The sequence below is a fragment of the Azospirillum brasilense genome, from assembly GCF_007827815.1.
Lineage (GTDB): Bacteria > Pseudomonadota > Alphaproteobacteria > Azospirillales > Azospirillaceae > Azospirillum > Azospirillum brasilense_C.
This window is the reverse complement of record NZ_VITH01000004.1, coordinates 52,862-71,677: the sequence shown is the minus strand read 5'-3', so window position 1 is coordinate 71,677 and position 18,816 is coordinate 52,862. Positions and strand designations below refer to the sequence as shown.

The 18,816-nt window shown below is 67.4% G+C and carries 16 protein-coding genes and 1 pseudogene; 10 read left to right on the top strand and 7 right to left on the bottom strand.

Annotated elements, in window-relative coordinates:
* Positions 1–11: 11 nt before the first annotated feature.
* Both FBZ83_RS09320 and FBZ83_RS09315 read right to left on the bottom strand, forming a co-directional pair.
* The gene (locus tag FBZ83_RS09320; protein ID WP_145682210.1) at positions 12–785 is read right to left on the bottom strand and encodes an ABC transporter permease; all 774 of its coding nucleotides are present in this window, start codon (positions 783–785) and stop codon (positions 12–14) included.
* 3 nt (positions 786–788) lie between these two features.
* Positions 789–1,631, bottom strand: a complete 843-nt coding sequence (locus FBZ83_RS09315; RefSeq protein ID WP_145682209.1) for an ABC transporter ATP-binding protein — start codon at positions 1,629–1,631, stop codon at positions 789–791.
* Between the two features lie 233 nt (positions 1,632–1,864).
* On the opposite strand from FBZ83_RS09315, the gene FBZ83_RS09310 reads away from it, so the two are divergent.
* The gene (locus FBZ83_RS09310) at positions 1,865–2,569 is read left to right on the top strand and encodes a GntR family transcriptional regulator (protein WP_145682208.1); all 705 of its coding nucleotides are present in this window, start codon (positions 1,865–1,867) and stop codon (positions 2,567–2,569) included.
* A 30-nt stretch (positions 2,570–2,599) separates the two neighbouring features.
* Here the strand turns inward: FBZ83_RS09310 and FBZ83_RS09305 are convergent, their stop codons facing one another.
* Positions 2,600–2,998: a nuclear transport factor 2 family protein gene (locus FBZ83_RS09305; RefSeq protein WP_145682207.1), complete on the bottom strand. Its 399-nt coding sequence runs from the start codon at positions 2,996–2,998 to the stop codon at positions 2,600–2,602.
* Between the two features lie 79 nt (positions 2,999–3,077).
* On the opposite strand from FBZ83_RS09305, the gene FBZ83_RS09300 reads away from it, so the two are divergent.
* Complete coding sequence (locus FBZ83_RS09300) at positions 3,078–4,313, top strand: amidohydrolase family protein (protein WP_145682206.1); 1,236 nt, start codon at positions 3,078–3,080, stop codon at positions 4,311–4,313.
* A 65-nt stretch (positions 4,314–4,378) separates the two neighbouring features.
* Here the strand turns inward: FBZ83_RS09300 and FBZ83_RS09295 are convergent, their stop codons facing one another.
* A complete protein-coding gene (locus tag FBZ83_RS09295; protein ID WP_145682205.1) occupies positions 4,379–6,250 on the bottom strand; it encodes a tetratricopeptide repeat protein in 1,872 nt (623 codons plus the stop codon).
* Between the two features lie 503 nt (positions 6,251–6,753).
* Between FBZ83_RS09295 and FBZ83_RS09290 the strand changes: the two genes are divergently transcribed.
* On the top strand, positions 6,754–7,005 hold the full coding sequence (locus FBZ83_RS09290) for a hypothetical protein (protein ID WP_145682204.1): 252 nt from the start codon (positions 6,754–6,756) through the stop codon (positions 7,003–7,005).
* Complete coding sequence (gene ppk2 / locus FBZ83_RS09285; RefSeq protein WP_247888234.1) at positions 7,002–7,937, top strand: polyphosphate kinase 2; 936 nt, start codon at positions 7,002–7,004, stop codon at positions 7,935–7,937. The genes FBZ83_RS09290 and ppk2 overlap by 4 nt, the downstream gene beginning before the upstream one ends.
* A 57-nt stretch (positions 7,938–7,994) precedes the next feature.
* Here ppk2 and FBZ83_RS09280 read toward each other — a convergent pair whose 3' ends face one another.
* Positions 7,995–9,809 (bottom strand): esterase/lipase family protein, encoded by a 1,815-nt coding sequence (locus FBZ83_RS09280; protein WP_145682203.1) that lies wholly within the window; start codon positions 9,807–9,809, stop codon positions 7,995–7,997.
* Positions 9,810–10,515: 706 nt separating this feature from the next.
* Here FBZ83_RS09280 and FBZ83_RS09275 point away from each other — a divergent pair.
* Together FBZ83_RS09275 and FBZ83_RS09265 are read left to right on the top strand one after the other, a co-directional pair.
* Complete coding sequence (locus FBZ83_RS09275; RefSeq protein ID WP_145682202.1) at positions 10,516–11,376, top strand: DUF2092 domain-containing protein; 861 nt, start codon at positions 10,516–10,518, stop codon at positions 11,374–11,376.
* A gap of 203 nt (positions 11,377–11,579) precedes the next feature.
* Positions 11,580–12,125: a hypothetical protein gene (locus tag FBZ83_RS09265; protein ID WP_145682201.1), complete on the top strand. Its 546-nt coding sequence runs from the start codon at positions 11,580–11,582 to the stop codon at positions 12,123–12,125.
* A gap of 162 nt (positions 12,126–12,287) precedes the next feature.
* Here FBZ83_RS09265 and FBZ83_RS09260 read toward each other — a convergent pair whose 3' ends face one another.
* Both FBZ83_RS09260 and FBZ83_RS09255 read right to left on the bottom strand, forming a co-directional pair.
* Positions 12,288–12,572 (bottom strand): glycine zipper family protein, encoded by a 285-nt coding sequence (locus FBZ83_RS09260; protein WP_145682200.1) that lies wholly within the window; start codon positions 12,570–12,572, stop codon positions 12,288–12,290.
* Between the two features lie 68 nt (positions 12,573–12,640).
* Positions 12,641–13,042 (bottom strand): Rap1a/Tai family immunity protein, encoded by a 402-nt coding sequence (locus FBZ83_RS09255; protein WP_145682199.1) that lies wholly within the window; start codon positions 13,040–13,042, stop codon positions 12,641–12,643.
* 797 nt (positions 13,043–13,839) lie between these two features.
* Between FBZ83_RS09255 and FBZ83_RS09250 the strand changes: the two genes are divergently transcribed.
* The 4 genes and pseudogenes from FBZ83_RS09250 to FBZ83_RS09235 all read left to right on the top strand — a co-directional run bounded on the left by FBZ83_RS09250 (position 13,840) and on the right by FBZ83_RS09235 (position 18,806).
* Positions 13,840–16,176, top strand: a complete 2,337-nt coding sequence (locus FBZ83_RS09250; RefSeq protein ID WP_145682198.1) for a DUF3141 domain-containing protein — start codon at positions 13,840–13,842, stop codon at positions 16,174–16,176.
* Between the two features lie 62 nt (positions 16,177–16,238).
* Positions 16,239–16,715, top strand: coding sequence for a hypothetical protein (locus tag FBZ83_RS09245; RefSeq protein ID WP_145682197.1), 477 nt, complete (start codon positions 16,239–16,241; stop codon positions 16,713–16,715).
* A gap of 42 nt (positions 16,716–16,757) precedes the next feature.
* A pseudogene (locus tag FBZ83_RS09240) lies at positions 16,758–17,687 on the top strand (bifunctional enoyl-CoA hydratase/phosphate acetyltransferase); the annotation flags it as partial.
* 6 nt (positions 17,688–17,693) lie between these two features.
* A complete protein-coding gene (locus FBZ83_RS09235; protein WP_145682195.1) occupies positions 17,694–18,806 on the top strand; it encodes an efflux RND transporter periplasmic adaptor subunit in 1,113 nt (370 codons plus the stop codon).
* Positions 18,807–18,816 lie beyond the last annotated feature (10 nt).

The window sequence follows — 18,816 nt, the reverse complement described above, 5'->3', positions numbered from 1 at the left end:
GGGATGAAGGGTCAGGCGGAAGCAAAGCCCTGGCGGCGGGTGGCCCAGCCGGTGACGCGCGCCTCGACGAGCGAGAAGGCGACGTAGAGCAGGATGCCGAGGCCGGCGAGCAGGAAGAGGCCGGCGAAGACCAGCGGCACGTCGAAGTTCGAGGAGGCCGTCATCATCACGTTGCCGATGCCCTTGTTGGAGGCGACGGTTTCCGACAGCACGCTGCCGACGAAGGCGAAGGTGACGGCGATCTTCAGCGAGGCGAAGAAGAAGGGCATGGTGCGGGGCAGCCCGACGTTCCACAGGATGTCGAGCTTGCTGGCGCCGAGCGACTTCAGGACGTCCTCCAGCTCCGGCTCGGTGGTGGCGAGGCCGGTCGCGATGTTGACGACGATCGGGAAGAAGCACATGGCGAGCGCGGTGAGGATGGCCGGCGTGGCACCCGATCCGAACCACAGCACGAAGATCGGCACCACCGCGACCTTGGGGATCGAGGAGAAGCCGATCAGCAGCGGATAGACCGTGTCGTAGGCGGTGCGGGAGACGCCGATGGCCGCCCCGATGACCACCCCGACGGTGACGCCCAGGACGAAGCCGATCATCGTGGTCCAGAGGGTTTGCAGCACATGGGGCCACAGGATGCCGAGGCGGTCGAACAGGGTCGCGAACACCTGGCTGGGGCGGGGAAGGACCAGATCGGAGACCTGGAGGGCGAGGCAGAGGATTTCCCAGGTCGCGAAGAAGCCGAGGATGAGGATGCCGGCCCACAGGCGGCGGCGCAGTTCGTAGCTCATGGCTCAGGCTCCGCGGATGGCGGTGTCGGTGCGCGCGTCGATGATGAGGTCGCGCAGCCGCTGGTTGAGGGCGACGAACTCGGAATCGAAGGTCATCTGGATCGTGCGCGGGCGGGGGAAGTCGACGGCGCTGTCGTCGATGATGCGGCCGGGGCGGGCGCTCATCACGCAGACGCGCGAGGCGAGGAATCCCGCCTCCTTCAGGTCGTGGGTGATGAGCAGGACGGTCGGCTTGCGCTTCAGCCACAGGGATTGCATCGTCCCCCACAGCTCCTCGCGGGTGAACTGGTCGAGCGCGCCGAACGGCTCGTCGAGCAGCAGGAGGCTCGGCTCATGGATGAGGGCGCGGCACAGGTTGGCGCGCTGCAGCATCCCGCCCGACAGCTGCCAGGGATAATGGCCGGCGAATTTGTCGAGTCCGACATCGGCCAGCAGGGCATGCACCCGGTCGCGATACTCCGTCTTGCGCTTGGCGCGGTAGTCGGAGCGGAAGGGCCGCACGATCTTCAGCGGCAGCATGACGTTCCGCTCGATGGTCAGCCAAGGCAGCATGGTCGGATTCTGGAAGGCCATGCCGATGCGCAGGGCCTTGGCCGCCACCTCGCGCCCGCCGACGAGGACGGCCCCCCGGCTCGGTTGCAGCAGGCCGGCGGTCAGCCGCAGGATCGTCGACTTCCCGCAGCCCGACGGCCCGACCAGGGCGACGAACTCGCCCGCGGCGATCCGAAGGCTCGTCTCCTGCAGAGCTGCGACCGACTTGCCCGGCGCGCCGAACGAGACGGCGGCCTGGGAAAGCTCGACGGCGATGGCGGGACGGCCTTGCGGGATGGCGTGGGGTGGGGACATGCGGCGCACCTCGTGACGGACTGATCAACTGTATGCAACAGATGCGCCAGTTTCCGGGATGCGCCGCGCCCCACGTTGCGGGTGACCGGCGTTTGGCAAGGAAAAGTGTGTACAATTTATGCATGCATTTGATTTGTGCAGTGTGGTGAGGCTGTTGCATCCAAATGCGGCACTTGGCGAGTTGAATTCCCGCCCGACCTCGCTTATGCAGAGCGGGGCTGGAGAGGGCGGCGATGGTCGAGGAAAAGCGTTCGAGGAAAACCGGAGGCGACCGTGTCGCGGTGATCTGCACGGCCTTGCGGCGCGCGATCATCGAGCGGGCCCTTTCGCCGGGGGACCGGTTGCCGGAGGACTCGTTGGGCGAACGCTTCGGCGTCAGCCGGACCATCGCCCGCAGCGCGCTCGGGCAACTGGCGGCGGAAGGCCTCGTCGATCTGCGCCGGAACCGCATCGCCGTGGTCGCCGTGCCGTCCTTCGAGGACGCGCGGGACATCTTCGACATCCGGGTCGATCTCGAGCGTCAGGTCGTCCGGCATCTGGCCGGCAAGCTGACCGACGCCCAGGTGAAGCAGCTGAAGGCCATCGTCGACGCCGAACATCAGGCCCGGCACGGCGCGGAGGGGATTTCGATCCGCCTGGCGACGGAATTCCATGTCCGGCTGGCGGAGATGACCGGCAAGCCCGTTCTGATCCGCTATGTGACGGAGATCTGCTACCGCGCGGGACTGTCTCTGGCGGTCTTCAGCCGGCCCCATTCGTCCGAATGCGCGGTGAATGAGCATCTGGAACTGATCGAGGCGATCCGGACCGGCCCCGCCGACAAGGCCTGCGCCCTCATGGACGAGCATCTGGAGGCCGTGGCTTCCCGCGCCCTGCTGCAAAGCTCGGGCGCCAGGAGCCGCGATCTCATGGATATCCTGGCGCCCTACACGGAATAAGCGCGCCAGGATACCCGGGACCCGTTCAGGTCAGCGGGCGCAGGAGGGATCGAGGATCCATTCGGCGCTGTCGTTCCAGACGTCGGTTTCCACGATCAGGCCGTCCCGAACCACGAAGCGGTCGACGTAGCGGTTGTTGTCGAAGGGGGTGCCGTCCGGCCAGGCGCCGTACAGGTAGCCGAGGCTGTAGACGATGGTTTCCGTCTCGCCCGGCACCACGTCGTAGCGCTCGATCCGCTTCTTCACCCATTTGTAGCGCGCGGCGTTGAAGCCGGTCGGCCCGCTCGGCGTGTCGAAAACGCGATGCCCGGTGAACCGGCAGATGAAGCCCGGCGCCACATGCTTCGCCGCGCGCACGGGATCAGGGGCCATGGAGGCGTCCAGGTAGTCCTTCACGGCCTGCAGGTCGCGTTCGCTCATCTCACTCATTTGGTCCTCCGCAAGTGTCGTCACATTGGTATCAAAAGTGCATACGGTTTTCCCATGCAAACGATACGCCGGATGTAAGATGCCGCAGAACCCGATTTTCGATCTTCTCCTGCGCAACGCCCGCCTGAGCGGCGGGCAGGGCCTGCAGGACGTCGCCGTCCGTCAGGGACGGATCGCCGCCATCGGCCACGGCCTCGCCGGGACCGCCGTCCTTGAGGAGGACGCCGGCGGGCGTGTCGTCCTGCCGGGGCTGGTCGACACGCACATCCATCTCGACAAATCCTGCCTGCTCTGCCGGTGCCGCGATGCCGGCGGCGGCCTCAAGGGGGCGATCGCCGCGGTGTCCCGCCTGAAGAGGGACTTCACGGTCGAGGACGTCTACGAGCGCGGAGCCCGCACCCTGGAGCGCGCGATCACCCAGGGCACCATGTTCATGCGGGCCCATGTGGAGCTCGATCCGCTGGTCGGCCTGCGCAGTTTCGAGGCCATGAAGCGCCTCAAGCGGGATTACGCCTTCGCCATCGATCTGTCGATCTGCGTCTTTCCGCAGGAGGGGATGACCCACGATCCGGCGGTCGAAGGGCTGCTGGTCCAGGCCCTGGAGCAGGGGGCCGATCTCCTGGGCGGCTGCCCCTACACCGATGCCGATCCGTCCCTGCAGATGGAGCGGATCTTCGCCCTGGCGGTGGCGCACGACGTCGATCTCGATTTCCACCTGGATTTCGACCTCGATCCGAGCTGGTCGCATCTTGAGGAGATTTGCCGACGGACGATGGCGGCGGGCTGGCAGGGGCGGGTCGCCGTCGGCCATGCCACCAAGCTCGCGGCCATCGACGAGGCCGCTCTGGAGCGGATGATCGCGCTCCTCGCCGATGCCGGCGTGGGCGTGACGGCCTTGCCCGCGACGGATCTCTACCTCAACGGGCGCGACGCCAACCATCGGGCCCCGCGCGGGGTGGCGCCGGTTCACCGGCTGGCGGACGGTGGCGTGACCGTCTCGGTCGCGACCAACAACGTCCTGAATCCCTTCACGCCCTTCGGCGACGGCTCGCTGATCCGGATGGGAAATCTCTATGCGAACCTTATGCAGCTCGGGCCTGAACGCTTCGGCGACTGCCTCGGCATGATCTCGACCGGGGCCGCCCGGCTGATGCGGATTGCCGACTATGGCATCGCGGTCGGCGGATGGGCGGACCTGATCGTGCTCGACGCCGATGACGAGGCCGACGCCTTCGGCGGCATCGCCGCGCCCCTCATGGGGTTCAAGCGCGGCCGCAAGAGCTTTGTTCGACCGGCGGCGACGCTGGTGAGGTAGCGGCTGCCCGGCCGGGCGATGCCGTGCGCTCCTGCCGGTTCAGGAATGCTGCGTTGTCGCGGCGCTCAAAGCCCCTCGCCGTCGGCCGTCTGCGGCGGCGGAATGGCCAGCCCGGCCTTGCGCAGCCCATCGACGATCCGGGCGATGGTGTCCGGGTGGATGTTGCGTCGCTCGAACTCGGTGACCGCTTTGACCGGGAAGTTCGGGTCGAGTCGCAGGATCTCCGAGACCGCCTTCGCCGCCTCGGCCCGGTTGCCGGTCTGGCCGTGGATCATCGCCAGAGCGACATGGCCGAGAAGAACCTCCCGCCCCAGATTGGCCCGCCGCATCTCATCGAGCGCGTCAGCGTAGCGGCCATGCACGTAATGATAGGTGGCGATCACGATGCGGTACCAGCTCGGCTGCGCCGGGTTGCGGGCGAAGGCTTCGCGGATCAGCGGGATCCCGCGCTCCCATTCGCCGGTCAGGCTGTAGCAGCGCCCCAGGTCGGCGAGCGTCGCGCTGTCGTTCGGGTTGAGCGCGAGCGCCCGCTCGTACGCCTCGATGCTGCGCTGCGGCTCGCGGCGCAGCCACCAGGCAAGCCCGAGCGCCTGATGGGACAGGGCGCTGTCCGGCGCCAGCGCCACCGCGCGCTCGGCCATTTGCAGCCCGTCATCGATCGGATCGGGGCGCGCCGGGCTGGGGTTGAAGCCGAGCCGGGCTTCGTCGATGGTGACCATGGCGAGCGCCGCCCAGGCTTCCGGGTAGTCGGGGTCGCTCCTCGTCGTCCGTTCCAGGCAATCCCGCACTTCGGCGTGGATGGAGGCGCTGAGCTGGCGCCAGTACTGGCGGGCGCGCAGAAGGCAGGCGTAGGACGACAGGTCCTGTGGTGCGTGCTGGCTGTTCAGCCGCGTTTCCTCGCGCTCGATCACGCCGTCCGATTGCGCCAGGGTGCGGGCGACCTGGACGGCGATGTCATGGCGCAGATCCAGCAGCCTGGCCGGCGTGACGGCGCGGCGGAAACTGTCCGACCACAGGTAGCGATGGTCCTTGGCGGCGATCAGCGTGGCCGTGACCTGGATGTAGTCGCCGGTTTGGGCGACGCTGCCCTTGAGCATGTAGTCGACGCGGGTGGCCGGCACGGCCTCGCGCAGGGCCGGCGCCGACGGATAGCGGAAGCTGGTGTCGGCGCCGAAGACCAGGAAATCCTCGAAGCGGACGAGCGCGGCGACGACATCCTCGGTGATGCCGTCGGCGACGAGGTCGAGAGCGGGGTCGCCGGAGCCGTTGGCGAAGGGCAGAACCAGCAGCGCCGGTCCGCGAACCGCTCGCTGTGTTGCGGCTGGTGCGGTGGCGCGCTCCGCGACGGTCTTCGACGGGGCGGGGGCGATGCCGCGCCAGCCGGCGTACAGAGCGGCCACGGCCAGCAGCATGACGATGGCCGCGACGGCCAAGCAGCGGAGTGGACGGCCGATGCGATGTCCGATCACCAGCGTCGCGTGGGGCGGATGCCGCCGTTCACCGGTTGGCCCCGGTGCCGGACCGGCGGCTTCGTCCGCAAGGTCGGCCCCGGCCGTGACCGGCACCAGGGAGAATTGGGGAGCGTAGCCACCCTTGGGAATGGCGATGCGCAGGGGGTCGGCGGCGCCTTCGGTCAGATAATAGTGCTCCAGCGCGCGGCGAAGGCGGCCGGCCTGGATGCGGACCACCGGATCGAGCAGCGGGTCGAAGCTGGCGTCGCGGTCGAACACGTCCATGGCGATGGTGTAGGCCTTGATGCGGTTGGCGCGCCCGGCCAGAGCCTCCTGCACGATGAATTGCAGGAAGCGTCGCCCGCGGGCGGAACCGCGCAGGCTGCGGCTGCCCAGCACGCGCGCCAGCGCCGCCTCGATGAGCGGTGGCGTGATGGTGGAGGCGGTCAAATGCGTGCTCTGCGGTCCGTCGGAAGTGTGAAGCACGACGCCCTCCTTCCGTTGCGTCCATCCGGCAGTCGCTCCGACGCGGCAAGCGGTTGCCGCAGCCTGCGCTTCCGGACGGTAGTCCTGCATCAGCCAAAAACCATAGATTGTAAAAGGCATGATCCTGAGGCGGGAGGCGTAACATCAAGGAAATCAGTGCGAATGCACGAAAAGTTTCCAAAAAAGGATGGCGTGCACGAGCATTGCAGCATGTCATGCCACGTCATGGGCCGGGCGCATTCTAAACCGGAGAATTGGTGGCTGGAACACTCGCGGATGGTATAGGCGATTTACACCAAGACCCTCGCTCCACTGATTCGCTCGGAATATTGGCCTTTACCTTTTCGTGCAGCACACAAAGGCGTGTTGTCCGCCTGTTACGGTATCAAAGCCAACCGTTTCACGCTTCAAGGCAACGGGCAATCCGGTGCAGGGTGTCCGGGAGCAACGTCCGGAACAAGGCAGGCATCCCGGCGCTCATCCAGGACCGGGGAGAACAGCCCATGTCGGATAAGCTGCGGCACGTCGTGGAGCGGTTCCCGGATTTGGAGGAGATGATCAAGCAACAGAGCGCGGACAACCGGTTTTTCCGCAGTCTCTGCGAAGACTATGGAGAAGCTGTCGACGTTCTGCGCGGCTGGGAGGCATCGAGCCGCGGCCGACGCTCGAAACGCACCGTCGCGTGCCGGGCTCTCATCGCGGATCTGGAACAGGAAATCCTGCTCGAACTCCAGAACCGGATCGACGGTGTGTGACCACCCGCTGGTTTTGCGGCCGAATTCGCCGCCAATTCTGCCAATGGACCGCCAGTCCCGTCACGGATCACGTTGAACACCCGTCCGCGAGGATGATGAGCATGGCAAAAAAACGGAAAGCCGTCCAAAGCGTGGAGCACGAACAACCAAAGCTCAAGCGGCGGGAGTATGAAAGCGCGCTTGCGGAGCTTCACGTCGAACTGGTGAAACTCCAACAATGGATCGTTCACAAAGGCATGAAGGTCTGTGTCGTCTTCGAAGGGCGCGACACCGCCGGCAAGGGCGGCACCATCAAGGCCATCACCGAGCGCGTGAGCCCACGCGTGTTCCGCGTCATCGCCCTGCCCACGCCGACCGAGCGTGAAAAGTCGCAAATGTACATCCAGCGCTACATTCCGCATCTGCCGGCGGCCGGAGAATTCGTCATCTTCGACCGCAGCTGGTACAACCGCGCCGGGGTCGAGCGGGTGATGGGCTTTTGCAGCGAGGATCAGGCCAAGCGTTTCCTCGACGCCGTCCCCAGCGTGGAAAAGGCCATCATCGAGTCCGGGGTGATTCTGCTGAAATACTGGCTGGAAGTCAGTCCGAAGGAGCAGACGCGCCGGCTGCAGGCACGGATCGACGACGGGCGGAAGGTTTGGAAGCTGTCGCCGATGGATTTGAAGTCCTACGGCCGCTGGTACGACTATTCCCGCGCCCGCGACGACATGTTCGCGGAGACGGACACCGCCTGGGCCCCATGGTTCGTCGCGCGGTCGGACGACAAGAGGCGGGCGCGTTTGAACATCATCCGGCACATGCTCGACCACATCCCCTACGAGGAGCTGCCCAGGGAAACCGTGAAGCTGCCCAAGCGCCAGGACCCGGACGGCTACGAGGACCCCAACTACCCGTCAAAGGTCATTCCGGAGTTGCCATGGCCAGCAGGGTGACGCCGGGCGTTCATTGACGTCGGGCGGTCATTGAGTGAGCCGCGGCGCAACCGACCGTCATCGGGTCCGGCTCGCGACGCGCGGAGCGCCGGGGCCCAGCGATCCGCAGGCGTTGCGTTTCGTGCAGGACTCGTCCCAATGGAGGAGGAGGATGCGGCGCACCTCCTCGATCGTGCGCGGATCGGACTGCGTCGAGTGCCCGGAACGCACGACATATTCGGAGTCGACCCCGTCGATGTGGGCGCTCTTGTATTCCACGACGCCATCGTCCCCGGTTTCGACCGGCCCGTCGCCGCGCACCGCGATGATCGAATGCGCCTTGACCCCCGCGGCGATGGGCGTGCGCGCCAGGGTCTGGACCAGCAGGCTGCCGGGGGTCATGGCGTGGACGCTTCCGAACCCCGTCTGTCCGGCAAGCGCGGTGCTGGCGTCGTCCAGCCGGCCGATTTCCAGGCTCACGCTCAGGAGGCGCCCCGGCAACCGCACGAGGCTTGCGACCAGTTGGCTGATCCGGTTGCCGGCGACGTAGCTGCCGCCGTGCGGCGTGGCGATGAAGACGAGGCGCCGGACCGACGGAACCGGCTTCACGAACAGGGCGCGTGTCAGCAGGTCGCGCGTGTCCCGGTCGAGCTGGAGCTGGTCGGGCGGCTTGCGGAACGCCGCGTTCCACAACCGCGGACCCGTGTCCACCGCCGCCATCTTGGTCAGCAGCCCGCCCTGGCTGTGCCCGATGACGACCATCTCGTGCAGCGCCGGTTCCCGTCCGGACGGGTCCAGCGTGGCCACCGCCTCCTGAAGCGCGTCGCGCAGCAACAGGGCGGAATAGGGAACCGGGTTTCCCGTCTCGTAGCTGAAGAACCAGAACTGGAAATGGTCGCGGATGCGCGGGTCGCTCCGCAGATCGTTCAGCATCTCGGCCCAGCGCACCGGGCTTGACGCCGTCCCGTGGACGAAGACGACGGGGATGCGGCCGGACCGGTAGGGTTCCAGCGCGACCAGGCGGGACGGCATCTTGTCCAGCAGGCCACCGCGCAGGAAGCCGCCGAACTCGAATTCCCAGACCGGCATGCCGTCCAGCATGTAAGCCAGCGTGGACGTGTACTCCACCTCCAGCGGCACGGGTTGGCGGTCGATCAGCACCGTGTCGGTGTCGGACGAGGGGTAGAGTTCGAGCCGCGCGCGCACATGCCCCTCCGAGAGCTGGCGCCGGGGATCGGGGACGCGCAGCAGGGCGGTCACGGGCGTCTTGACGCGTGGGGCGACCTGGAAGCCCTTTGCCAGGGTGCCCTGCGTGGTCCCCGCCGCCAGGGGCGCGCCGATGCCGGGCTGGCGGTAGCGGGCGTCGAGGCCATGAACCTCCAGCTCGGCGACCGGAAAGAAGCCGGTCAGCTGGCGCCCGCCCCACACCAGCTCTTGGGGATCGAAGGCGACGTCCAACTCACCGAATGGGAGCGGGTGGCGCGCCTCCTTGATGGCGATGCCGGCCCTGTCCTCCGTCGCCAGCCCGGAGGTCAGGCCACGGTTGTACAGGTCGGTGGCAAGCCGGAACCGGGGATCGTAGGGACTGGGCGGTTGATCCATGCCCCCCGGAAAGAGAAAGGCGTAGGCGTAGAGGGCGGAGGCCAGATAATAGGGCCGTCCTCCCTGCTCCTCGGCGTGCAGGAACGACATCTCGGCCAGGGCGAAGATCTCGTCGGCGCCGCCATGCCCCTGCGCGACCACCGCGCGGAGGTCGGCAATGGCGTTCTCCGGCTGCGCCAGGAAGCGATCCGCCAGGGACCAGCGGCGCAGCACGTTGTGGGTCGGATCGCTGAGCGCGTGCGCCGACAGGACATTGCTCGTGAGCTGCCGGTGGAGGGTGACGTGGTCCACGCGTTCGACGCTGACCGCCGATGCGCAGCCTCCGGCGAGGAGCGTCCCGGCCAGCAGGACCGCGGCGGCGAAGCCTCGCGGAAAGGGTCGGGGCCTCCTCGCGCAGCCTGTGGAGCAACCCGTCGCCATCGGCCGGACCTTTTGCATTGCGTGCACGCCCTTGCCCTCCGCCGGTGCCTTCCGCCCCTGCTCGATCGCCACCGCGAGCGCTTCGCCCGACGTAAAGCCGTCTTCGGGGTCGTCTCTGGAGCTGTCTTCGGGGCCGTCCTCGCGTGATGCGGGACATTGCTTCCCACGGCCAATCCTGTAGTTCGGGAGGCCACTTCCGACGAGTATTCTACGGTAGCCTGAATGCCGCTCCGCGCTGCCGCCGGGCGCCGTGTTTGGCACGCGGCGGCCATGGTGAAGAGTGTGGGCGTCGGATGGCGCCGGCGGTCTCGGTTACCGTAACGGATGTTACGGTAGCGTACGCGGCACGGCGCCGGCGCTCCGCCACTCCTCAGCCCGTGTGGCGGCCCGTGTGCGGCCCGTGTGGCGGTCGTGCGCGTGGGTGCGTCGCCATCGCGGGGCAGCGTTACCGTAGCGGCCTCCGTCGACCGTGGCTGCTACTTTCAACGGCGCCGCTCCCTGCGGCTCAATGATCCCGGGACTCTCACCGATGCCGCCACCGATGCCGCCGTCGGCATCCGGGGCAGGAGGGATTTTGATGACGGGAGCGACATGGCTGATACGGTCGGCGCTGTGCCCGGTGCTCTGCGCGTTCGCCCTGGTCGGGTCCGCCTTCGCGGCCGAGGCGCCGTCCATCGGCCCCCCGTCCGACAGCCCATCGCAAGCGGTCGACCAGGACGCGCCGGAAGACGCGCCGATCGACGCCGAGGCGATGGCTATGCTGAACCGCATGGCCGAGACGCTCGCGCAGGCCCAGCGCTTCACCGTGACCATCCGGGCCAGCTACGACGTGGTTCAGGACACGGGCGAAAAGATCACGTTCGGCGAGCGGCGCGCCGTCACCCTGAACCGTCCCGACGGGCTGCGCGTCGAAGCGCAGGAAAGCGACGGGAAGCGGTCGCTGGTGACGTTCGACGGCAAGGCGATCTCCGTGTTCAATGCGGATGAGAACGTCTACGCCCAGATCGAACGGGCCGGCACCATCGACGACGCCGTGCGCTATCTGGTCCAGGATCTTCAGGTGCGGCTGCCGCTGGCGCTGCTGCTGGTCAGCACGCTGCCGGACGAATTGGAGCGACGCCTCCAAACGCTCGATTATGTGGAGCGGGACACGCTCACGGCGGTGCCGACCGATCATCTGGTGGGGCAAACCGAGGATGTGAGCTTCCAGATCTGGATCGCCGCCGAAGGCCCGCCCCTGCCGCAGCGCGTGAGCATCACCTATCAGGCCGACGAGGGCGAACCGCAATACCGGGCCGACTTCTCCGACTGGAACCTCGACCCGGTTGTCCAGGCGGCGCAGCTCGCCTTCCATCCTCCGGAGGGCGCGGAACGCATCCCGGTCATGATGCGCGTCCGCCGGACCACGGCCGGCAGCCCGGAAGGAACGCCGAAATGAACAGACCGTCGTCAAGGATCGCCTTTTCCATCGCCGCATCCCTGCTTCTGGTGGTCGGATCGGTCGCGGACGCCTATGCCCGCGGCGGCGGCCGAGGGGGTGGCGGTGGCCGGGGAGGCGGAGGGGGCTTTTCACGGTCCGGTCCGGCGGCGGGGGGCGGCTTCTCCGCGCAACGATCCTCGGCGGGACGGTCGACGGCGGGCGTGGGCGCCCGTCAGGCCGGCGCCACCCAGCGGTCGAGCGAGCGGACCGCCGCCGCGCAAACGGCTTCCCGGCAGTCCGGCCTGACGGAGCGTTCCGCGCAACGCGCCGAGACGAAGCAGACGCGCACGGAGGCCCGGGCCGACACGCGCACGTCGGGCCAGCAGGAGCGGACCGAACGCCAGGGGCAACGGCAGCAGGGCCAAACCGAACGGACGGAAGCCCGCCAGCAGGGACAGACCGAACGCACGGAGGCGCGGGCCAATGCCGCGCAGAACATCGCCAACGACTGGGACGGTCATCACTATTACGACGATGATGACGATTGGGGGTGGGCCCTTGCGGGTGCCGCGGTGGGAGCGACCGCCGGCTTCATCGCCGGTGCGGCCACGGCGGGGCCCAACTACGTGACCGTGCTTCCCTGCACCCCCACGGTCGTGCCCTACGGAGGCGTCAGCTACTACGGCTGCGGCGGGACCTGGTACAACCGCAGCTATGTGGATGGCAGCGTCACCTACGTCACCGTCAGCCCGCCCCCCGGCTACTGACCGTCTGGAGCGGGACCGGTCGGCCCGATCAAATCCCGGCCGTCCGGGGGAGCGGTCAGCAGGGGGTGAATGCGTGCGATGACGAGGCCGACATGCGGCCGCCCCCTCGGCACAGGATCACCCCGATCCTCCCGCTCCCCGCCAGGATGGGCCGCGGAAGGCTCACTGGGTGCCGCTGCGCTGGGTGGACCCCTGCTGGACGCCGCGCTGGTAGGCCGAAGCCTCGGTCCGCTTGTGATAGTCGTAGAGCAGACCGCCGGCCAGACCAGCACCGGCGCCGATGGCCGCACCCATGCCGGCGTTGCCGGCTATGGCGCCGATCAGCGCTCCGCCGGCGGCGCCTCCGGTCGTGCCGGTGAGCGCGCGCTGCTGGGTCGGTGACATGTCGGCGCAGGCCACGAGGGGAAGCGTGACGACGGCGACGCGGAGGAACGGTGTGAGTGTCATGGTCTTTCCCATCCTGGATGGCCTTTGATCGGAGGCCGTGGACCGCGGCGGAGGCGGATGCCGGCGGATCAGGTGCGGCACGGGTAGCGCTGGGAGAGGAAGCGGAACAGCCCGTCCACCGGGGGCGTGTCCATCAGCTTGGGATTCTGCTTTGCCCAGGCGACGAACGCGGAAACGGCGTCGTTGCGCGACGGCGGAGGTGTGGGCGCACACACCAGCTGGCGCTTGCCTTCGGCGGCCGCCACGACTTGGTGGTACTGATAGGCGCCGACGGCGAAGCCGTGGCAGAAATGGAGCGCCGCGATGCCGGTCGGGTCGTTTGGCGTGGCTTCGCACAGCCGCACAAGGTCGCCCGTGGTCCGGACCTGAAAATTGGTTTCCGTGGGGGTCGGCCCCATCTGCGCGTTCACGGCGGTGATTGCCGTTGCCGACAGGGCGACGGCCAGAGCGACCTTGGCTCGGTGTTTCATGGTTTGCTCCCGGCGCTTTTCGTGGACGAGGAGACGGCTCCCCGACAAACCGGCTGGTCGGATGGACAGTGTGCGGAGGTCGGAGAAGACTTTAACTCGCAAAAGTCAGTGCCTTGAAAAATAGCACTCGATTGAGCCCTGGCGCAGTCTGCTACGGTAACGCCCGCTGTATCGGCCATGTAAAAACGGCCAAACTCTTTTAGAAATGATAGCAATGAATTACATAGAGGGTGATTGGAATAATTATTCCAATTATTTTAAGTGATTATTTAAAACACATACTTCTGTTAAATTATTATTAATTTTCTTGTCATTTTGATTAAGATCAATCGAAGTTTATTGTTGTGTCATTTGGCAGAATTTCAATCTGGGAGAACGTACCTAACCCTATCCCGGTCATGAACCGACAAGCAAACGGGGCTTGATACGGTAACAAGGCCAACAGTTGCATGCTTCAACGTGGCGGGTGGCTTGGTGCAGAGTTCCCCGCGTCAAAGCCGGCGCCCCGACCCCCTTGCCTTCATCACAGGTCGTTGTCCACGGGGCTGGCATTGCGACGCCTTTGCGCATGCGAAGAAACCGGTCGGCACAGCGAACGCGCAGCCGGCACATGCACGTACAGCCAGAGAGAGCATGTGATGAAAACTCGGCGGAAGCATTCCCTGACTGAACAGCCGCTTCTGACGACGTGGTGTTCCGCCTGGACTTCGGCGTTTCCCTTTTGGGGTCCCTTCATCGAAGCCGCGGGGGAAGCCGCGGGGAACGGAGCCTCGGCAAGACCGACGGGGACAAAGCCGGTGGACGAGACGGCGGCCGGGAAAGGCGCGGATGGCTGGCAGACGCCGGCTTTCCCCAACCCGTTCAATCTTCCCAACCCGTTCCAGGACGCGTTCGACTACGGCGTCGATGCGATGCAGCGTTGGGTCCTGTTCCTGGATGTTCTGCGGCGTCGCGGCGATCAATTCATGGAGCACGCCGACAAAGGAAAGCCGCCCGTCCTGACCTTTCCGTACGAGGTCGTGATCGAAGGGCGGAAGCTGAAGCGGCCGTGCAACTACATGCTGCTTCGCATCCTGCCGGACCCCGCCATCGGCACCGACCCGGCCAAGCGCCCGTTCGTCATCGTCGATCCGCGCGCCGGCCACGGGCCGGGCATCGGCGGCTTCAAGCCGGACAGCCAGATCGGCACCGTTCTGCGCGCCGGGCACCCCTGCTATTTCATCGGTTTCCATCCCGAACCGGAGCCGGGCCAGACCCTGGCCGATGTGGGGGAGGCCGAGGCCTTCTTCATCGAGCATGTCGGGAAACTGCACGATGGCGCGGGCGGCAAGCCGTGCGTCATCGGCAATTGCCAGGCCGGTTGGGCGGTGATGGCGCTGAGCGCGGTTCGGCCCGACCTGATGGGACCGATCATCATCGCGGGTTCCCCGCTGTCCTATTGGGCCGGCGTGACGGGGCGGAACCCGATGCGCTATCTCGGCGGGCTGTATGGCGGCTCCTGGCTCGCCGCCCTGGCCAGCGATCTCGGCAATGGCCGATTCGACGGGGCGCATCTGGTCGGCAACTTCGAGAAGCTGGACCCGGCCAACACCTATTGGAAGAAGGCGTACAACCTGTATGCCCATATCGACACGGAAGCGGACCGCTATCTCGACTTCGAAAAGTGGTGGAGCGGTTTCTTCCTGATGAACGGGGAGGAGATCGAGGCCATCACCGACGAGCTGTTCGTCGGCAACAAGATGACCAGCGGCGGCATCGTCCGGAACGGACGCCGGCTGGATTTGCGCAACATCCGCTCGCCGATCCTCGTCTTCGCATCCTTCGGTGACAACATCACGCCGCCGCAACAGGCGCTGGGCTGGATACTCGACCTTTACAGCGACATCGAAGACATCCGGGCCCACGAGCAGACCATCGTCTACAACCTCCATCACGACATCGGGCATCTGGGCATCTTCGTGTCCGGCCGCGTCGCCCGGAAGGAAACGTCGGAGTTCGTCGAGAACATCGACTTCATCGACCTGCTGCCGCCCGGTCTTTACGAAATGATCCTTCAGCCGAAGGACCCGAACGTCCCCGGCGCCGATCTGGTCGCGGGCGGCTACGTGACGCGGTTCGAGCCGCGCACGCTCGACGACATCCGCGGGCTTGGCGGCAACAGCCCGGAGGATGACCGCTGCTTCGCCGCGGTGGCCCGCATCTCGGACATCAACAAGGGCCTGTACGCCACCTTCGCCCGGCCCTCCATCCAGGCGGCCGTCAACGAGCCCTTCGCCGAATGGCTGCGGATGACGAACCCGGCGCGCAGCCAGTACTACCTGTTCTCGCACCTCAACCCGTTCATGGCGCCGGTCGGCGCCATGGCCGACTGGGTGCGCGAGCACCGCCGCCCGGTGAGCCCGGACAACCCGTACCTGGGCGCGCAGAGCCGCGTCTCCGACGAGATCGCGCAGGGGCTCGACCGCTGGCGGGATGCGCGCGACAGCGCCGTCGAGCGTCTGTTCCTGGGCCTCTACAACGCACCGCTCCTTCAGGCTCTGGTCGGGCTGGCCGCTCCGGGCGAGGGCGCGCGGCCGCCGCACGTCCGCGACGAGGCGTTCGAGGCCCTGGTCGAAAAGCGGATGGCCGAGATCATGGCCCGTGTCGAGGAGGGCGGGGTGCGTGAGGCGCTGTTCCGCGTCCTGATCCACGCGCGGCGCGGCGAGGGCGCCCTCGACGAGCGTGCCTTCCAGATGCTGCGGAAAATCCGCGACGAGCATCCCGGCACCCAGCACCTGTCCGTGGACGCGGTCCGCGCGGTCTTCCGCGAGCAGGTCTTCCTGATGCTGATGGACGAAGCCGCGGCGATGAGCGCGTTGCCCAAGCTTCTGTCCGGCGAGAAGGAGCGCAAGGAGGTGATGGCGCTGGCGGAGCGCGTTCTGGAGGCCTCCGGGCCGCTGACCCCCGACCAGCGCGCCCGGCTGCGGCAGGTGGACGCCCTTCTGCACAACAAGGAGGAGCGCATCGAGGCCGAGCGCGAGCCGCCGCTGCGCGTGTTGGCCGGGGCCGGCGGGTCGTCGCTGGTCAAAGCCGCCACCGACATCCGCCGGACGGACGCGCAGCACAGGGTGACGGGCACCGCGAAGGCCAAGTGACCCCCGGTGCCGATGCATGAGGCTGACAAAAGACAGCTCACAGGAAACAAGGGGAACGCGTCATGAGCAACATGGACCAGACCAGAGCGGCCGCGGCCGTCCCCGACATCGGTGACGACCTGATCTCGCCCGACGAACTCCGGAAGCTCGGCGAGGAGCACGAGATGGCGCTGCTCCAGGAAGCCCTGGAGCGGGAAAAGAAACACATGAAGGAACAGGACACCGTCCGCGAAGCCTTCATGAACCAGCATGTCCGACCCGACGCCAAGGAGCGGTTCACCCGCGCCGTGCGCGACGCCGCGTCGCGCGGCGTGAAGGAAATCCAGGTGGCGCGCTTCCCGAGCAGCTACTGCACCGACGGCGGCCGGGCGATCAACAATTTCGAGCCGGACTGGCCGGAGTCCCTGACCGGCTACGCCCGCGAAGCCTACGAGGTCTTCGACAAGAACCTGAGGGCCAAGGGCTACAAGCTGCGGGCGCAGATCCTGGACTATCCCGGCGGCATGCCGGGGGACGTCGGGCTGTACCTGCGCTGGTGAGGAGGGCGCGTCATGGCCGGCAGCCAGCCACCGCCCGCGCATCGGCACGAAAAGTACGAACGGCTGGTCGCCGCCTGCCGCGAAATCCCCGCCGTCTCCACGGCGGTGGCACACCCCTGCGATGCCTCGTCCTTGGGCGGCGCCGTCGATGCGGCCCGTCAGGGTTTCATCACCCCGATCCTGATCGGCCCGGCCGCGCGCATCCGGGCCGTGGCGGGCGAGTCCGGCCTCGACATCGCCCCGTACGAGATCGTCGACGTCCCGCACAGCCACGCCGCCGCCGCCACGGCGGTGGAACTGGTGCGTCGGGGGCGCGCCCAGCTTCTCATGAAGGGAAGCCTGCACACGGACGAGCTGCTGCGCGAGGTGGCGAGGAAGGACAGCGGGCTGCGGACGGAACGGCGGATCAGCCACGTCTTCATCATGGACGTGCCGACCTACGCCAAGCCGCTGTTCATCACCGACGCCGCGGTGAACATCGCCCCGACCCTGGAGGACAAGCGCGACATCATCCAGAACGCCATCGATCTGGCGCGGGCGCTGGGGAATCCCCAGCCGAAGGTGGCGATCCTGTCGGCGGTCGAGACCATCAACCCCAAGATTCCCTCCACCGTGGAGGCCGGCGCGCTGTGCAAGATGGCCGACCGGGGGCAGATCACCGGCGGGGTGCTGGATGGGCCGCTGGCGCTCGACAACGCCATCAGCCCGGAGGCGGCGAGGATCAAGGGCATCGCGTCCCCGGTCGCCGGACAGGCCGACATCCTCGTCGTGCCGGATCTGGAGGCGGGCAACATGCTCGCCAAGAACCTGACCTTCCTGGCGAACGCCGATGCCGCCGGCATCGTGCTGGGCGCGCGGGTGCCCATCGTGCTGACCAGCCGGGCCGACAGCGTGATGACGCGCATGGCCTCCTGCGCCGTGGCGGCGCTGTACGCGCACCGGCAGCGGATCGAACAGCCGGTGAAGGGATGAGACGCCATGACTTGGTCATTTGGGCCTGGGACATCCAGCTTCGGGTCATCCGGATCGGCGATCGTCGCCAGCCTCCTGCTTCTCGGCTGCGAACAGCCGGCGCCGCCACCGGCGGAGGCGACGCTGATCCGCGCGCTGCCGGTGCAGGTGAGCCAGTTCGACCGCACCGCCGCGCTGACCGGTGAGATCCAGGCCCGCCACGAAAGCAACCTCGGCTTCCGCGTCAGCGGCAAGGTGGTCGAGCGGCTGGTGGACGTCGGGCAGGCGGTCACGTCCGGCCAGCTGCTGGCGCGGCTGGACAACCAGGACCAGACCAACGCCGTGAGGTCCGCCGAGTCCGACGTGGCGGCGGCGCAGGCCGCCGTCGAGCAGAGCCGGACGCAGGAGGAGCGCCAGCGCTCCCTGCTCGCCAACGGCTTCACCACCCGGGTCCAGTACGACAACGCCCAGAAGCGCTTCCAGCAGGCGCAGGCCGAGCTGAACTCCGCCGAGGCGCAGCTGGGCTCGGCCCGGGACACGCTGTCCTACACCGAACTGCGGGCCGACCGCGACGGCGTCATCACGGCGAAGGCGGCGGAGCCCGGCCAGGTGGTCGCGGTCGGCCAGACGGTGCTGCGGCTGGCCGATCCGGGCGAGCGGGAGGCGGTCTTCCAGGTGCCGGGCGCCAGCATCCGGCTGGAGGGGCAGGCGGGCCTGCCGCCGGTCGAGGTGCGGCTCGTCAACGACGCGAAGACCGTCACCGAGGGGACGATCCGCGAGGTGTCTCCGGGCGTCGATCCGGTGACCCGGACCTACACGGTGAAGGTCGCCCTGCCCAACGCCCCCGACGCCTTCCTGCTCGGCTCCTCGGTCGTCGGGCGGGCCAAGCTGCCGGCGCGGCCGGTGGTCAATCTGCCGTCCTCGGCCCTGTTCCAGACGGGGAACGGGGAGCCGGCGGTCTGGGTCGTGGTGAAACCGGCCGACACGGTGAGCCTGCGCCCCGTCTCCGTCCTGCAATACGACACCGGCACGGTCACCGTCTCCAGCGGCCTCGACTCCGGTGATCTGGTGGTGATCGGCGGCGTCCAGAAGCTGCGGCCGGACCAGAAGGTCACCATCAAGCAGGGGAGCGGCGCATGACCCGCATCGC

Excerpts from the sequence above, each read along its gene's own strand:
- FBZ83_RS09310 (WP_145682208.1), top strand. The coding sequence starts at position 1,865 with ATGGTCGAGGAAAAGCGTTCGAGGAAAACCGGAGGCGACCGTGTCGCG.
- FBZ83_RS09235 (WP_145682195.1), top strand. The coding sequence starts at position 17,694 with ATGACTTGGTCATTTGGGCCTGGGACATCCAGCTTCGGGTCATCCGGA.
- FBZ83_RS09305 (WP_145682207.1), bottom strand. The coding sequence starts at position 2,998 with ATGAGTGAGATGAGCGAACGCGACCTGCAGGCCGTGAAGGACTACCTG.
- FBZ83_RS09255 (WP_145682199.1), bottom strand. The coding sequence starts at position 13,042 with ATGAAACACCGAGCCAAGGTCGCTCTGGCCGTCGCCCTGTCGGCAACG.
- FBZ83_RS09275 (WP_145682202.1), top strand. The coding sequence starts at position 10,516 with ATGACGGGAGCGACATGGCTGATACGGTCGGCGCTGTGCCCGGTGCTC.
- FBZ83_RS09315 (WP_145682209.1), bottom strand. The coding sequence starts at position 1,631 with ATGTCCCCACCCCACGCCATCCCGCAAGGCCGTCCCGCCATCGCCGTC.
- FBZ83_RS09320 (WP_145682210.1), bottom strand. The coding sequence starts at position 785 with ATGAGCTACGAACTGCGCCGCCGCCTGTGGGCCGGCATCCTCATCCTC.
- FBZ83_RS09260 (WP_145682200.1), bottom strand. The coding sequence starts at position 12,572 with ATGACACTCACACCGTTCCTCCGCGTCGCCGTCGTCACGCTTCCCCTC.
- FBZ83_RS09290 (WP_145682204.1), top strand. The coding sequence starts at position 6,754 with ATGTCGGATAAGCTGCGGCACGTCGTGGAGCGGTTCCCGGATTTGGAG.
- FBZ83_RS09300 (WP_145682206.1), top strand. The coding sequence starts at position 3,078 with ATGCCGCAGAACCCGATTTTCGATCTTCTCCTGCGCAACGCCCGCCTG.
- FBZ83_RS09245 (WP_145682197.1), top strand. The coding sequence starts at position 16,239 with ATGAGCAACATGGACCAGACCAGAGCGGCCGCGGCCGTCCCCGACATC.